This is a genomic window from Bradyrhizobium sp. USDA3010 (assembly GCF_056429065.1).
The window spans coordinates 1-15,988 of record NZ_JBWJZD010000078.1 but is presented as its reverse complement, the minus strand read 5'-3'; the positions used below and the strand labels follow the sequence as shown (position 1 = coordinate 15,988).

Annotated in this window: 12 protein-coding genes; 8 read left to right on the top strand and 4 right to left on the bottom strand. The window is 63.5% G+C overall.

Annotated features, from left to right (window positions below):
- Positions 1-234: 234 nt before the first annotated feature.
- The gene (locus AC066Y_RS41865; RefSeq protein ID WP_478278941.1) at positions 235-1,209 is read right to left on the bottom strand and encodes an aliphatic sulfonate ABC transporter substrate-binding protein; all 975 of its coding nucleotides are present in this window, start codon (positions 1,207-1,209) and stop codon (positions 235-237) included.
- A 198-nt stretch (positions 1,210-1,407) separates the two neighbouring features.
- On the opposite strand from AC066Y_RS41865, the gene AC066Y_RS41860 reads away from it, so the two are divergent.
- On the top strand, positions 1,408-4,200 hold the full coding sequence (locus AC066Y_RS41860) for a [protein-PII] uridylyltransferase (RefSeq protein ID WP_478278940.1): 2,793 nt from the start codon (positions 1,408-1,410) through the stop codon (positions 4,198-4,200).
- Between the two features lie 202 nt (positions 4,201-4,402).
- Here AC066Y_RS41860 and AC066Y_RS41855 read toward each other — a convergent pair whose 3' ends face one another.
- Complete coding sequence (locus AC066Y_RS41855; RefSeq protein ID WP_478278939.1) at positions 4,403-4,669, bottom strand: hypothetical protein; 267 nt, start codon at positions 4,667-4,669, stop codon at positions 4,403-4,405.
- A 574-nt stretch (positions 4,670-5,243) separates the two neighbouring features.
- Between AC066Y_RS41855 and AC066Y_RS41850 the strand changes: the two genes are divergently transcribed.
- The 3 genes from AC066Y_RS41850 (at position 5,244) to AC066Y_RS41840 (ending at position 7,966) form a co-directional block, all read left to right on the top strand.
- Positions 5,244-6,821, top strand: a complete 1,578-nt coding sequence (locus AC066Y_RS41850) for a PAS domain-containing sensor histidine kinase (protein ID WP_478278944.1) — start codon at positions 5,244-5,246, stop codon at positions 6,819-6,821.
- Complete coding sequence (locus AC066Y_RS41845) at positions 6,815-7,489, top strand: response regulator transcription factor (RefSeq protein WP_478278938.1); 675 nt, start codon at positions 6,815-6,817, stop codon at positions 7,487-7,489. Before AC066Y_RS41850 ends, AC066Y_RS41845 begins: the two co-directional genes overlap by 7 nt.
- Positions 7,490-7,591: 102 nt before the next feature.
- Positions 7,592-7,966, top strand: coding sequence for a response regulator transcription factor (locus tag AC066Y_RS41840; protein WP_478278943.1), 375 nt, complete (start codon positions 7,592-7,594; stop codon positions 7,964-7,966).
- A 755-nt stretch (positions 7,967-8,721) separates the two neighbouring features.
- Here AC066Y_RS41840 and AC066Y_RS41835 read toward each other — a convergent pair.
- Positions 8,722-9,246 (bottom strand): methylated-DNA--[protein]-cysteine S-methyltransferase, encoded by a 525-nt coding sequence (locus AC066Y_RS41835; RefSeq protein WP_478278942.1) that lies wholly within the window; start codon positions 9,244-9,246, stop codon positions 8,722-8,724.
- 205 nt (positions 9,247-9,451) lie between these two features.
- Between AC066Y_RS41835 and AC066Y_RS41830 the strand changes: the two genes are divergently transcribed.
- The 3 genes from AC066Y_RS41830 (at position 9,452) to AC066Y_RS41820 (ending at position 12,620) form a co-directional block, all read left to right on the top strand.
- A complete protein-coding gene (locus tag AC066Y_RS41830) occupies positions 9,452-9,814 on the top strand; it encodes a DUF1304 domain-containing protein (RefSeq protein ID WP_478278937.1) in 363 nt (120 codons plus the stop codon).
- Between the two features lie 128 nt (positions 9,815-9,942).
- Entirely contained in the window at positions 9,943-11,163 is a 1,221-nt protein-coding gene (locus tag AC066Y_RS41825; protein WP_478278936.1) for an ABC transporter substrate-binding protein, read from the top strand.
- A gap of 230 nt (positions 11,164-11,393) precedes the next feature.
- Positions 11,394-12,620 (top strand): ABC transporter substrate-binding protein, encoded by a 1,227-nt coding sequence (locus tag AC066Y_RS41820; RefSeq protein WP_176534786.1) that lies wholly within the window; start codon positions 11,394-11,396, stop codon positions 12,618-12,620.
- A gap of 214 nt (positions 12,621-12,834) precedes the next feature.
- Here the strand turns inward: AC066Y_RS41820 and AC066Y_RS41815 are convergent, their stop codons facing one another.
- Positions 12,835-13,260, bottom strand: a complete 426-nt coding sequence (locus tag AC066Y_RS41815) for a DUF1330 domain-containing protein (protein ID WP_456759606.1) — start codon at positions 13,258-13,260, stop codon at positions 12,835-12,837.
- A gap of 137 nt (positions 13,261-13,397) precedes the next feature.
- Here AC066Y_RS41815 and AC066Y_RS41810 point away from each other — a divergent pair, with 137 nt between their 5' ends.
- Complete coding sequence (locus tag AC066Y_RS41810) at positions 13,398-15,641, top strand: transglycosylase domain-containing protein (protein WP_478278935.1); 2,244 nt, start codon at positions 13,398-13,400, stop codon at positions 15,639-15,641.
- Positions 15,642-15,988: the final 347 nt, after the last annotated feature.

Below are 15,988 nucleotides of genomic sequence, written 5' to 3'. Positions count from 1 at the left end.
ATACTTCGACGTATCCATACCAATGCGGATAATCTGGTTCACGGACGGCTCCCATGTATGAGATCTAGACAACCTCATTCTGGCACACCGATGCCGTAGGGGGCCGTCCACACCATCAACCACAGGGCCGCGTTGTTGAAGCGCGCTGTGGCCCCAGCTCTTCAAGACAATTCGCATTCGTGGTTATGGGGCCCGGCTTTCGCCGGGACGACGGAAGCTAGTTTGGCGACGGAGCTAATTCGTCGGCAGCGGGACCTGATCGTCGATCAGGCTGTCGAGCGCGGCCTTCACGTCGGTCTTGGCGTCGATCACGCCGGCCTGCTGCAAGGCCAGGCCCGCAGCCAGGATCGACTCGCGCTGGGGGCCACCGATCCGGCTGTGGGTCAGCTCGGTGCGCTCCTTGAGCTGCTTGTCGACCACGGCATCCGGCAGCTTGGTGACGGCGATGAAGGTCTTCTTCAGCTCGTCATTATTCGCCAGCGAATATTTTCGCGCCTCCTCGTAAGCTCCGAGCACGCGGCGGACGATATCGGGGTGCGCTTTCAAAAACTCCTCGCGCACATTGAGGATGCCCCAGGTGTTGGCGTCGGCCTTGCGGTAGAACAGTTTTGCGCCATCCTCGACCTCCGTCTGCGCCATCATCGGGTCGAGGCCGGCCCAGGCGTCGACGTCGCCGCGGATCAGCGCAGTCTTGCCGTCGGCGTGCTGCAGCAGCACCGGCGTAATATCCTTTTCGGTCAGACCGGCGCCGAGCAGCGCGCGGACCAGGAAGATGTGCGGGTCGGTCCCACGCGTCACCGCGACGCGCTTGCCCTTGAGGTCGGCAACCGACGCGATCCTGGAATCCTTTGTCGTGACCAGCGCGGTCCATTCGGGGCGCGAATAGACATAGATCGACTTGATCGGGTTGCCGTTGATCCGGGCGACCAGCGCGGCCGAGCCCGCGGTCGAGCCGAGATCGATCGAGCCGGCATTGAGGAATTCGAGCGCCTTGTTGGAGCCGGCCGACTGAACCCAGACGATGCTGATGCCGTCCTTGGCGAACTCCTTCTCCAAGAGGCCCTTCTGCTTCAGGACCATCGACACCGGATTGTAGGTCGCCCAGTCGATCCGGATCTCCTTCAGCGCGTCGGCGGCGAACGCCGCGCCGGGCAAGAACGTCGAGACCGCGAGCAGCGCCGCAAACGCGCGCCGGGAAAAATTCTGCATTCGTCGACCCCCTTGGGTTGAATAAGAAACACACTTCTAATTCAATGAGTTAGCCTTGCGGTCAACGAGAAAATCTCTACCCTTTGTTTGGCGGCGCGAGCACAGGCTTGCGCTGGGTGCCCAGGAAACAGAATGGAGCTGCTGTCCATATACTTTGGTCAGTGACAGCAACAGCTTGGTCCGATATCGGATGAACCTATGGACAGCGTCGTAGCCGAAGTCCGCTCTGAAGCGGATGGTCGTTTCGAGACCGAGCGGATCACCGCGGCGGTCAATGCACTCGCCGAACAGCATGCCGGCCGCGAGGACCAGTTCCGCGCCGCGATGGCGCAGCTGCTCAAGGCCGAGCTGATCGCGGCGCGCGCCACGGCGCAGGAGCTGCTGCTGAAGGACCGTCATGGCCGGCGCTGCGCCGAACGGCTCTGCTTCGTGCAGGACGAGATCATCCGCATCCTCTACGCGGCGGCGACCCGGCATCTCTACCACTCGCCGATCCCCTCGGGGGCCGAACGCATGGCGGTGGTCGCGACCGGCGGCTATGGCCGCGGGTTGATGGCGCCGGAGTCCGACATCGATCTGTTGTTCATCCTGCCCTACAAGCAGACCGCCTGGGGCGAGCAGGTCGCCGAAGCCATTCTCTATTGCCTCTGGGACATGGGGCTGAAGGTCGGCCACGCCACGCGCTCGGTCGATGAATCGATCCGCCAGGCACGCGGCGACATGACGATCCGCACCGCGATCCTGGAGACGCGCTTCCTGACCGGCGACCAGCCGCTCTATGACGAGCTGGTCGAACGCTTCGACAAGGAAGTGGTGCAGGGCACCGCGGCGGAATTCGTCACCGCCAAGCTCGCCGAGCGCGAGGAGCGGCATCGCCGCGCCGGCCAGTCGCGCTATCTGGTCGAGCCCAACGTCAAGGACGGCAAGGGCGGGCTGCGCGACCTGCATACGCTGTTCTGGATCGCGAAATACGTCTACCGCGTGCGCGAGACCGATGAGCTGCTGGAACGCGGCGTGTTCGACGCACAGGAGTACCGCACGTTCCGCCGCTGCGCCGACTTCCTGTGGTCGGTGCGCTGCAATTTGCACTTCTTCGCCGGACGCGCCGAGGAGCGGCTGTCGTTCGACATGCAGCGCGAGATCGCGGTGCGCCTCGGCTACACCTCGCATCCCGGCATGCAGGACGTCGAGCGCTTCATGAAGCACTACTTCCTGATCGCGAAAGACGTCGGCGACCTCACCGCGATCCTGTGCGCCAAGCTCGAGGAGGAGCACAACAAGCCAGCGCCGGTGCTGAGCCGGATGGTGGCGCGGCTGCGGCCCGGCATCAAGCGGCGGCGGGTGGCCGGCAGCGACGACTTCATCGTCGACAACAACCGCATCAACCTCGCCGCCCCTGATGTGTTCAAGCACGATCCGGTCAACCTGATCCGTATCTTCCGCCTCGCGCAGCAGAACAACCTCGCCTTCCACCCCGACGCGATGCGGACGGTGACGCGCTCGCTGAAGCTGATCAACACCCAGCTCCGCGACAGCGAGGAAGCCAACCGCCTGTTCATGGAGATCCTGACCTCGAACGACGCGGAGACCGTGCTGCGGCGGATGAACGAGACCGGTGTGCTCGGCCACTTCATCCGCGCCTTCGGCAAAATCGTGTCGATGATGCAGTTCAACATGTATCACCACTATACGGTGGACGAGCATCTGCTCCGCTGCATCGGCTTCCTGCAGGACATCGAGCGCGGCGGCAACGAGGAGTTCACCGTCGCCAGCGACCTGTTCCGCAAGATTCGTCCCGAGCACCGCCCGGTGATCTATATCGCGACCCTGCTGCACGACATCGCCAAGGGCAGGCCTGAGGATCACTCGATCGCCGGCGCCAAGGTGGCGCGGCGGCTATGCCCGCGGCTCGGCTTCTCCGCCGCCGATACCGAGCTGGTGGCGTGGCTGATCGAGGAACATCTGACGATGTCGACGGTGGCGCAATCGCGCGATTTGTCGGACCGCAAGACCATCGAGAATTTCGCCGCCGTGGTGCAGTCGGTCGAGCAGATGAAGCTGCTCACGATCCTGACCACCGCCGACATCCGCGGCGTCGGCCCGGGCGTCTGGAACGGCTGGAAGGCGCAGCTCCTGCGCACGCTGTATTACGAGACCGAGCCGGTGCTGACCGGCGGCTTCTCCGAGGTCAACCGCGCCCAGCGCATCGCGGTGGCGCAGGCCGAGTTCCGCCGCGCCTTCACCGAATGGCCGGAGGTCGAGCTCAACGCCTATATCGGCCGGCACTACCCGGCGTATTGGCTCAAGGTCGAGTTGCAACGCAAGATCCGCCAGGCGCGCTTCATCCGCGCCAGCGAGCAGGCCGGCCACAAGCTGGCGATCAATGTCGGCTTCGACGAGGTCCGTGCCGTCACCGAGCTCACGATTCTGGCGACCGACCATCCCTGGCTGCTGTCGATCATCGCGGGCGCCTGCGCCTCCGCCGGTGCCAACATCGTCGACGCGCAGATCTACACCACGACCGACGGCCGCGCGCTCGACACCATCTCGATCTCGCGCGAATACGATCGCGACGATGACGAGGGCCGCCGCGCGACGCGGATCGGCGAGATGATCGAGCAGGTGCTGGAAGGCAAGCTCAGGCTGCCCGAGGCGGTGGCGAAGCGCGCGGTGCGCAGCAAGGCGCGGCCGTTCATCGTCGAGCCCGAAGTGACCATCAACAACCAGTGGTCCGACCGCTACACCGTGATCGAGGTCTCCGGCCTCGACCGCCCCGGCCTGCTCTACCAGCTGACCACCGCGATCTCGAAGCTCAACCTCAACATCGCCTCGGCGCATGTCGCGACCTTCGGCGAACGCGCCCGCGACGTGTTCTATGTCACCGACCTGCTCGGCGCCCAGATCAACGCGCCGACCCGGCAGGCCGCGATCAAGAGCGCGCTGCTGCATCTGTTGTCGACCGAGGACCAGGCGGCGAAGCCTGCGGCGTGAAGAGCCGCTCTCCACCCGTCATGCCCAGATGCGCCATGGCGCATCTGAGGGACTGAGCCCGGAATCCATCAGGGCCGGGGCTAGACGGGGAGTGGATTCCGGGCTCTCGCGGAGGCTGTTGTCGGACCCGTTTTGCGCGACCCAGGCGTGAGCAGCCAGCGCGTCGGTCCCGGCAGCCTGCCGGACCTAGATCCAGAGCGGGCTACGACCCTGGATCCGGCACGTTCAATTGCGGCTGCAGCGCCGCGAGGCTTGCCCCCAGCAAGGCCAGGTAGCTCGCCTGACAGAGCACAACGCTCAAATCGAAGACGTCGAGCAGATCGATCCAGGAATTGTCGGCCTGCACGGTCGCTGCTTGCTTGCCGCCGTCGATCACGGAGGGCTGGAAGCTGCGGTTGCGTCTCTGAGGTGTCGTCTCGCACGTGACGTCGTCGGAGCAAAGGATCAGATGCAGGCGCGTGTTGGGCATTTCAATCTCCCGTCTCTGATTGGCGATTGCTGAACCCGAAAGGCCTCTACTGTCATCGAGTTACCCAATAAGCGTAGCCACCGGGAGGAAACCGGCCATTGAACGGAGGTTGATCCGGCCGTTACATTCGGATGGGGACGACATACTTTGGTTTAGCCGCAACCGGGGCCTGAGTTGGTTCGGCGATTGCGCTTTCCGCGCGATCTCGCGGTACGCGAGCGGATCGCCTAAATCGCCTCCACGATCCCGTTCGGACGTCGAGAAAGCTGCTAGTATGCAGTTTGTTAGGAGGGCGACGTTGTCGCCGCTGATGATAGCGGTCACCTAGCGACGCAGCGCGGCCCATGACGGCCGAGTGCTGGACGGCCAAGTGCTGGATAGCCAAGTGCTGGTGCTGCCGATGATGCGCATCCCGACCACGAGGTCTTGGTCGGCCGAGCAATGGCTGCTCGGCGGCATGGTGCTGGCTTTGGCCGCAACCTGCATTGGGCTGCTGCTTGGTCCGCAGCCGGCAGCTTCCGCCCATCTGATTGCGCTGGCGCTGCTGATCGCCTCGCTTGCCGCCGCATTGCTGATGATGGGGGTGGTGGGGCGCACCCACAGGCAGATGGAAGCCATGTTGCGCGGCCGGGCCAGCGGCGAAGAGCGCGCAATAGAGGCCCTGCGGAACAGCGAAGCGCAATGGAGGGAGGTGTTCGAGCACAATCCGGTCATGTACTTCATGGTCGACGCCACGGGTCTCGTGCTGTCGGTCAACACGTTCGGCGCGGCACAACTCGGCTACACCGTCGACGAATTGCTTGGACAATCCGTGCTGCGGGTCTTTGCCGCCGAGGACCGAGAGATGGTCCAGCGCAACGTCGCGGCGTGCCTCGAGAACATCGGCCAAACCCACAATTGGGAAATCCGGAAGGTCCGCAAGGACGGTTCAAGACTTTGGGTTCGTGAAAATGCCAAGGCCGTGCGGCGGCAGGACGACCGATTGATCGTGCTGATCGCATGCGAGGATATCACCGAGCGCAAACAGGCCGAAAACGCGCTACAGCAGAGCGAAATGTACCTGAGCGAAGCCCAGCGATTGAGCCACACCGGCAGCTTTGGCTGGCACGTCGCCAGCGGTGAGGTGATCTGGTCGGAAGAGACGTTCAGGATCTTCGGATTCGACAGGGCTCCTTCCATCAAGCATGCCACGGTCCTTCAACGCATCCATCCGGATGATCGCGGCCGCGTGCAACGGACCGTCGACAGCGCCTCGCTCGACGGCAAGGACTTCGAGCACGGCTACCGATTGCTGATGCCGGACGGCGCGATCAAATATGTTCACGCCAGGGCGCATGCGGTGACCACCCCCTCGGGCGACACCGAATTCATCGGAGCGGTCACCGACGTGACCGCCCGCAAGCGCGCCGAAGCGGAGTTGCACGAAGCGCAGACCAACCTCGCGCACGTCACGCGCGTGACGGCACTCGGCGAGCTCGCCGCATCGATCGCCCATGAAGTGAACCAGCCGCTCGCCGCCGTGGTCGCCAACGCCGCGGCATGCCTGCGCTGGCTCAACCGGGCGGCTCCCGATCTGAATGAAGCGCGCGGGGCGGTCAGGTCGATCATCAGCGACGGCAACCGGGCCGGCGAGGTCATCCAGCGCGTCCGCGCGCTGGTGAACAAGACGACCGGTGAGATGGCGCCGCTCGACATCAATGAAGCCATCAACGAGGTGATCAGCCTGGTGCAGCATGAACTGCAGAGCCACCTTGTATCCCTGCAGCTCGACCTCGCTCCCGCGCTCCCGCCCGTCGTCGCCGACCGCATCCAGCTGCAGCAAGTCATCCTCAACCTTGTCGTCAACGGCATCGAGGCGATGCAGCCGGTCACGGACAGGCCACGGGAACTCGTGATCCGGACACGCCATGACGATGCCGGGCAGATCCTGGTCACGGTCACCGACTGTGGTGTCGGGGTTGCGACGGAGAATGCCGAACGGCTGTTTGACGCCTTCTACACCACCAAGGCCAGCGGCATGGGAATGGGGTTGTCGATCTGCCGCTCGATCGTCGAAGCCCACCGAGGGCGCCTGTCCATGTCCAGAAATATCGGCCCTGGCACGACGTTCCAGTTCACCCTGCCGCTGCATCAGGAGGATCATGCATGGTGATTGGACGCGCGGCATCGCCTCCCGCCCTTGCGAACGTCGAGGATCCGATCGTGTTCGTCGTCGACGACGATTTGTCGGTGCGAGACTCGCTGAGCAATCTTTTCCGGTCGGTCGGCCTGCGGACCGCAGCGTTCGGGTCGGCCCATGAATTTCTGCAGCACACGCTCCCCGATGTTCCAAGCTGCCTGATCCTGGACATCAGGCTGCCCCGGCTGAGCGGCCTCGACTTCCAGGCGGAGCTCGCCAAAGCCGACATTCATATTCCGATCATCTTCATGACCGGCCATGGCGATATCCCGATGACGGTCCGAGCCATGAAGGCCGGAGCCGTCGACTTCCTGACCAAGCCGTTCCGCGATCAGGACATGCTGGATGCCGTCACGACTGCGATCGAACGCGACAGAACTCGCCGCAATGAGGCCAAGGCGCTCGCGAACCTGCGTGCAGCCTTCGCGACCCTGACCCCTCGTGAGCGCCAGATCATGAGCCTCGTCACCGCGGGGCTCATGAACAAGCAGGTCGCCGCCGAAATCGGCGTAGCCGAGATCACAGTCAAGATACACCGCGGGCACATCATGCGGAAAATGGCGGCGAAGTCGTTGCCTGATCTGGTCAGGATGGCGCAGATCCTCGGGATCAAGCAGGCATCCGGCGGCGCGCAAACCTAAGTATGATTCTCCGGCCGCGGCAGACGACGCACTGTGGCTCCGTGATCGCAGACACCAGAGGCCCCTCTGGCCGTTCCAGGAAAGCCCTCCTTGTCCAACCCGGTGATATCAATCGTCGATGATGACATGTCGGTCCGCACCGCAACCGACAATCTGGTCAGGTCGCTTGGCTACGCGGCCCAGACCTACGCGTCGGCCGAAGAATTCCTGCATTCGCCGCGACTGAACGACACCTCCTGCGTGATAGCCGATGTCAGGATGCCGGCCATGAGCGGGCTCGACCTGCAGGCGCGCCTGATTGCCGACGGCCGGCGCCTTCCGTTCATTTTCATCACGGCCTTCTCCGTCGAAGCCGATCGGGCCCGAGCCATGGAGGCAGGCGCGATCTGCTTTCTGATCAAGCCGTTCGACGGAGATGCGCTGGTCGAATGCCTCGATGCTGCTCTCGCACAGCATGGCACAGCGACGCGCGGGTGAGTTAAAATCGAGTATACGCAAGGATGATGCCGAGAAACATCTGGACAAGTTGCACATCGACGGTGGCCGCGCGAGATTTCGCGGCGCCGTCCCTCAAGAAGGCCGACGGTGACGACAGCATCAGACATTTTTGATTGGCAAATGGCAGTTCCTCGGAGGGAAGTCGCCATGCGTACGGAACCGCGCTGCGCCCAGTGTGACAGTGAAGATGCCAAGATCATCTGCCTGCGAAATCCGGCGGGTGAACGCTACTGCGGACGGCTCTGTCTTCACAAGGGTCAGGAGAACTTCATTCGCTGGCTTTGGCGCGCGAATGCGGAGGCAGCATCATGACCGGCCGTTGCGGGAACCCAGGATGCCGGCGGCCCTTCGGACTGATCCGGCACAGCTGGCATTTCGAGCAGTTCTGCTCGACGAAGTGCCGCGAGATCTACAAGCGGCAGCTGGAGCGCAACAAGGTCTATTGGAAGTGGCTCTATCCCCTCCGAGAGCCGGCGGCTCATCGGAAAAGCTGATCTGACGGCGAAGACCAGATTTTTGTTTGACGCGTTTTCTTCAGGCGAACCGGCTATTTCGCTCGGAACCGCGCCAGCAACGCTCAAGGAGATCCGATGACGACGGTCGATGCGATGCTGGTGGGAGCGATCCTCGCGTGGGTGCCTTCGCTCATCGTATTCCTCTACATCGTGCGCGATCTGCGCAACATGCCGCGCGAGGATCTCGATTGATCGTCTCACTGCGGCCGAGTACGGCCGCTATATCTCGACACCCTCGTGGCGCAGCAGCCAGCGCTTGCGCTCCAGTCCGCCGCCATATTTGACCAGCGAGCCATTGGCGCTGATCAGGCGGTGACAGGGCACGACGACGCTGATCGGGTTGGAGCCGTTGGCGTGGCCGACCGCGCGCATTGCATTCGGCACTTTCAGCCTCATAGCCAGCGCGCCGTAACTCATGGTGGTACCCGGCGGAATTTTCGGCAACGCGTGCCAGACCTTCTGCTGGAACGGCGTGCCGGCGACGCGCCATTCGACATCGGTCAGGCGATCGAGATCGCCCTGGAAGTAATCGCCGAGCGCCTCGCGCATCGCAGCCGGCGCGCGGCCGTCCCGCAGCGTCACGGCGCCATAGTGCAGCCGCAGCAGGTCGAGCATGCGCCCTTCATAGTCGTCCCAGTCGAGCGCGCGCAGCACGCCGTCGTCATCGCTCACCAGCAGCGCGGTGCCGATCGGCGTCTTGAGGCGGTCGAGCTTGAAGGTTTGTGCGGTCTTGCGGTCGGCCATATCAGTCACTCTGGAACGTCATTGCTCTGGAAACAGGTCGCTCGGCATACAATTCACCGTGCGCGTGCTAGCGTCCACCCGAATTCCGGTGAGAGCGTTTTCGAGCGAAGTGGACACCGGTTCGCGTGAAGAGAACACGTCAAAATGAGAATCTTGAGCTTCGGTTCTGATTCAATCAGAACCGAAGCTCTGGGGGGACCGCAATATGCTTTTGCTTGCCAATGTCCTGGTCGCGGTGGTGGCCGCGCTGCACGTCTATCTCCTTGTGCTCGAGATGTTCCTGTGGACCAAGCCGCTCGGGCTGAAGACCTTCCGCAACTCGATCGAGAAGGCGACCGACTCGGCGGTGCTTGCCGCCAATCAGGGACTCTATAACGGCTTCCTCGCCGCCGGACTGATCTGGGGCCTGGTGCACGGCAATGCCGCCTTCGCCTTCCAGATCAAGACATTCTTCCTGCTCTGCGTGATCGTCGCCGGCGCCTATGGCGCCGCCACCGTCAGCCGGCGCATCCTTTATGTGCAGGCGGCCCCCGCGGCGCTCGCGCTGATCCTGCTCTGGCTCGCCTGACGCGACATCGCGCGCAGGGGCATCGCCTTGCAATGCCCCCGCCCTTCCTCCATCATCCCTGATAACGGTGACATCCGCGGGTTTGAGCCTTGCGGACAAGATCACCGGCAACATGGGAGGTCACGGACATGAGGAGCGCGCAATTGCTCGCTGCGACAGCGCTTGCCATCGCGTTGTCGGTTACATCGGCCACCGCGCAGAAGAAATACGACATCGGCGCGACCGACACCGAGATCAAGATCGGCCAGACCGTGCCGTTCTCGGGCCCCGCATCCGCCTATGCCGGCATCGGCAAGACCCAGGCGGCCTACATCAAGATGATCAACGATCAGGGCGGCATCAACGGCCGCAAGCTGAACCTGATCCAGTATGACGACGCCTATTCGCCGCCGAAGGCGGTCGAGCAGGTGCGCAAGCTGGTCGAGGGCGACGAGGTGCTGTTCACCTTCCAGATCATCGGCACCCCGTCAAATGCCGCCGTGCAGAAATATCTGAATGCCAGGAAGGTGCCGCAGCTGCTGGCCTCCACCGGCGCCTCGCGCTTCTCCGATCCGCAGAACGCGCCGTGGACGATCGCCTTCAACCCGAACTACCAGTCCGAGGGACGCATCTACGCCAAATACATCCTGGCCAATCACCCGAACGCCAAGATCGGCATCTTCTACCAGAACGACGATCTCGGCCGCGACTACATCACCGGCCTGAAGAGCGGGCTCGGCGACAAGGCCGCGAGCATGATCGTCGCCGAGGTGTCCTACGAGCTGACCGACCCGACCGTCGATTCCCAGATCGTCAAGCTGAAGGCGGCCGGCGTCGACCTGCTCTATAACGCGTCGACGCCGAAATTCGCAGCTCAGGCGATCCGCAAGGTCGCGGACCTTGACTGGCACCCGGTGCATATCCTCGACATCAATGCGAGCCCGGTATCGGCGACGCTGAAGCCGGCCGGCCTCGACATCTCCAAGGGCATCATCTCGACCAATTACGGCAAGGACCCCGCCGATCCACAGTGGAAGGACGATCCCGGCGTGAAGGCCTATTTCGCCTTCATGGACAAGTATTACCCGGAGGGCGACAAGCTCAACACTGTCAACACCTACGGCTATTCGACGGCCGAGCTCCTTGTCCAGGTGCTCAAGCAGTGCGGCGACGACCTCACCCGCGAGAACCTGATGAAGCAGGTGACCAGCCTGAAGAAGTTCGTGCCGAGCCTCGCGCTGCCCGGCATGTCGATCACGACCGGACCGAACGACTATCGCATCAACAAGCAGATGCAGATGATGAAGTTCAACGGCGAACGCTGGGAGCTGTTCGGCCCGATCATCGAGGACACCGGACCGGCGGGTTAGGCAGCCATCTCCGGCCACGAAAGCCGGCGCAGCGCATCCGCGCTACGCCGTTTCTTTTTGCGCCGCCCCCTACTTTCGTTGACTGAAATTGCTCGCCTTTTCGGCATCCGTCGTCTTGCGTCGCAGCAACGGTTCCTCCAGTATCCCGGCCCAGCGATGGCGACCGCGGGACCTTGAACCCGCGGACAAGATCATCGGCCAACCATCAGTCACGTGAGGAAAACAGCATTATGAGGAATGGGATTTTCCACCTGGTCACGGGAACGGCGCTCGCGATCGCGCTGTCTGCAACGTCGGCCTCCGCGCAAAAGAAATACGATCCCGGCGCGAGCGACACCGAGATCAAGATCGGCCAGACCGTCCCCTTCTCGGGACCGGCTTCCGCCTATGCCTCGATCGGCAAGACCCAGGCGGCCTATTTCAAGATGATCAACGATCAGGGCGGCATCAACGGCCGCAAGATCAACCTGATCCAGTATGACGACGCCTATTCGCCGCCGAAGGCCGTCGAGCAGGTGCGCAAGCTCGTCGAGAGCGACGAAGTGCTCTTGACCTTTCAGATCGTCGGCACACCGTCGAACGCCGCGGTGCAGAAATATCTCAACGCCAAGAAGGTGCCGCAGCTGTTCGCCGCCACCGGCGCCTCGAAGTTCACCGATCCGAAGAACTTCCCGTGGACGCTCGGCTTCAATCCGAACTACTTCGTCGAAGGCCGCATCTACGGCCAGTACATCCTGAAGGAGCATCCGAACGCCAAGATCGGCGTGCTCTATCAGAACGACGACCTCGGCAAGGATTATCTGAACGGCATCAAGGCCGGCCTCGGCGACAAGGCCGCCAAGATGATCGTGGCCGAAGCCTCCTATGAGGTCTCCGACCCGACCATCGATTCCCAGGTGATCAAGATCAAGGACGCCGGCGCCGACCTGTTCTTCTCGGCCTCGACGCCGAAGCAGGCAGCGCAGGCGATCAAGAAGATTGCCGAGCTCGGCTGGCATCCGGTCCACATCGTCGACATCAACGCCACGTCGGTCGGCGCCGTGCTGCAGCCGGCAGGCTTGGAGGCCTCCAAGGGCCTGATCTCGACCAACTACGGCAAGGATCCGGCCGATCCGCAGTGGAAGGACGATCCGGGCATGAAGCGCTATTTTGACTTCATGGCCAAGTACTATCCCGACGGCGACAAGAACTCGAACTTCAACACCTACGGCTACTCGACCGCCCAGCTGATGGTGCATGTCCTGAAGCAGTGCGGCGACGAGCTGACGCGCGAGAACGTGCTGAAGCAGGCCACCAACCTGAAGAACGTCGACCTCGACATGGCGCTGCCCGGCATCAAGGGCAACACCACGCCGAACGACTATCGCGTCAACAAGCAGCTGCAGATGATGAAGTTCAACGGCGAGCGCTGGGAGCTGTTCGGCCCGATCCTCGAGGACGCCGGCCCGGCGGGCTAGCGGTTCTTGCGGATTTGAAACGCGATCGGCGGCCTCCAGGCCGCCGATTTGTTTTTGGACCTTCCACACCAATCCCCGTCACCCTGAGGAGCCGCGAAGCGGCGTCACGAAGGGTCGACGGCCACCAGCCGGGCCGTGCACGCTTCGAGGCTCGCTCCGCTCGCACCTCAGCATGACGGGGAAGGAGATGAGCCGCCCTCGCGCTAATCCGATCTCACGTCGGAATCTCGCCAAAATTCTTCCCGACCGGCAGCACGGCGTGTCGGATCAACCGCGAATCCTCCACGCCGGCCTGGCGATGCTTCACCGCCTCGCGATAGACGGGATCACGGATCATTTCGACGAAGGCGGCGACGCTTGGATACTCCGCGATGAAACAGTGATCCCAGCGCTCCTCTTGCGGACCGATCAGCATCAGCTCGAAGCGGCCCTGCCAGACGATGCGCCCGCCGAGGCGTTCGAACACCGGGCCGCTCTCGCGGCCATAGGCGGCATAGGCCTCCGCGCCGGTCGCCTTGCGGCCGTCGGGATAGGCAGCCCATTCGCGTAAGCGCACCAGATTGAGCATGTGGATCGGGCCCGGCCGGTTGTTGTCCCGGAATTGCGCGAAGACGTCCTTTGTCGGATCGATATGGCCCATGCAGAGCTCCTTTTCCCTTGTTCCATCTCTATCTAACACGCGCCGCCTCACCTCCTAATCCCCCGTTAAGCTTTGCGTAACCGCCCCTTAAACCGGGAACGCTAGCGTGCGCCCCTGTCAGGGTGTGAGCATTGCGGATGGCGTGGGGACGTAAAAAAGGCGGTGCGCGCAAGGAGCCGCTGTTCGGGCTTCCGGCCGCGCTTGCCGACCTCAGACTGTCGCCCTCCGATCGCGTTCCCGGCGGCGGCGACGATACGCCCGCCAAATCCAAACCCAAAAGCAACGATTCCGGTAGCGAGAAACCGCGCCCGTCGCGCAGCGGCAGCAAGCGGCGGAGCAAGTCGCGCGGCTTTGGGATCGGCCGGCTGTTCTATTGGACCGCGGTGCTCGGCCTGTGGGCGGGCATTGTGGTGATCGGTGTCGTGGTGTGGGTCGGCGCGCATCTGCCGCCGATCCAGTCCCTGGAAATTCCCAAGCGTCCGCCGACGATCCAGATCGTCGGCATCGACGGCAGCGTGCTGGCACAGCGCGGCGAAATGGCCGGCGCCAACATCGCGTTGAAGGACCTGCCGCCCTATCTGCCGAAGGCGTTCATCGCCATTGAAGACCGCCGCTTCTATTCGCATTTCGGCGTCGACCCGCTCGGCATCTTACGCGCGGCCGTCACCAATGTGCTGCATCGGGGTGTATCGCAGGGCGGTTCGACCTTGACGCAGCAGCTCGCCAAGAACCTGTTCCTGACCCAGGAGCGCACCATGCAGCGCAAGCTGCAGGAGGCCGAGCTCGCACTGTGGCTGGAACGCAAGCATTCCAAGAACGAGATCCTCGAGCTCTATCTCAACCGCGTCTATTTCGGTTCCGGCGCCTACGGCGTCGAGGCCGCCGCCCAACGCTATTTCGGCAAGTCGGCGAAGAACGTAACCTTGCCGGAAGCCGCGATGCTCGCGGGCCTCGTCAAGTCGCCGTCGCGGCTGGCGCCGAACCGCAACCCGGAAGGCGCTGAACAGCGCGCGCAGGTCGTGCTCGCGGCGATGGCCGACGCCAAGTTCATCACCGAGGCGCAGGCAAAGGCCTCGATCGGGCAGCCCTCGATTGCGGTGAAGCCAGCCGGCGCCGGCACCGTGAACTACGTCGCCGACTGGATCGGCGAAGTGCTCGACGACCTGGTCGGCCAGATCGACCAGGACATCATCGTGCAGACCACGATCGATCCGAAGCTGCAGAACGTCGCCGAAGCCGCGGTGATCGACGAGCTCGCCGCCAAGAGCGTGAAGTTCAATGTCAGCCAGGGCGCGCTGGTGGCGATGACGCCCGACGGCGCGGTGCGCGCCATGGTCGGCGGCCGGAACTATGCCGAGAGCCAGTATAATCGCGCAGTCACCGCGAAGCGGCAGCCGGGCTCGTCGTTCAAGCCGTTCGTCTATCTCACCGCGGTCGAATCCGGGCTGACGCCGGACACGATCCGCACCGACGCGCCGCTCGACATCAAGGGCTGGAAGCCGGAGAACTACACCCACGAATATTTCGGCTCGGTGACATTGACCCAGGCGCTGGCGATGTCGCTGAACACGGTGGCGGTGCGGCTCGGCGTCGAGGTCGGCGCCAAGAATGTGGTGCGCACCGCGCACCGGCTCGGCATCTCGTCGAAGTTAGAGCCCAACGTCTCGATCGCGCTCGGCACGTCGGAAGTGTCTGTCATCGAGCTGGTCGGCGCTTATGCGCCGTTCGCCAATGGCGGCTACGCCGTGTCACCGCATGTGGTGACCAAGATCCGCACCAGCTCCGGCAAGCTGCTCTATGACCGCCCGACGGAGCCGCCCAACCAGGTGATCGAACCGCGCTATGACGCGATGATGAACAGCATGATGCGCGAGACGCTGATCTCGGGCACCGCGCGCAAGGCCGAGATCCCCGGCTGGACCGCCGCCGGCAAGACCGGCACCAGCCAGGATTATCGCGACGCCTGGTTCATCGGCTACACCGCCAAGCTCGTCACCGGCGTCTGGCTCGGCAATGACGACAATTCGCCGACCAAGAAGGCGACCGGCGGCGGACTGCCGGTCGAAGTGTGGACCCGCTTCATGAAGGCCGCGCATCAGGGCGTACCGGTCGCGGCGATCCCGAACTCGCAGGGCAGTTGGGCGCCGGCGAACCTGATGCAGATCTCGTCGCAGATATCAGCGCCTTCAGCACCGGCGGCGCCGATGCAGATTCAACCGCCGATGCAGGCGCCACCGCCCGCGCCGGTCCCGTCCGGCGGCGGCTATTATCGCCAGCCACCGCCGACGCCGGCCCGCGCCTCGGCGCCACCCAACCCGAACGCGCGGCCCGAAGCGGCGGCGGGGTTGGATGGGTGGTTGGCGGATCGGTTGTTTCGGTAGGCCGACAGTCCCTGACTACGTAGCCCGGATGAAGCGAAGCGAAATACGGGACCAGTCGCGCCATCGGTGAAAGCTGCCCCGGATTGCGCTGCGCTTCATCCGGGCTACGCGCCGCGCCTTCATTCGCACTCGGTCCGTCATCCCCGCGAATAGGGGATCCAGTGCGCCGCGGCCTATCGGTTGAATACGAGCGCCTCTGGAATACTGGATCGCCCGCTTTGTGTTTAGACCGGACAGATCACTGACAGGTGTTCGGAGACATAGCTGACACGTCAAAATTGGCTGGATTGGTCGATTCGGGAGGCCGTCCATGCCGTGGAGCGAGGTGTCAGTGATGGATCAGCGAC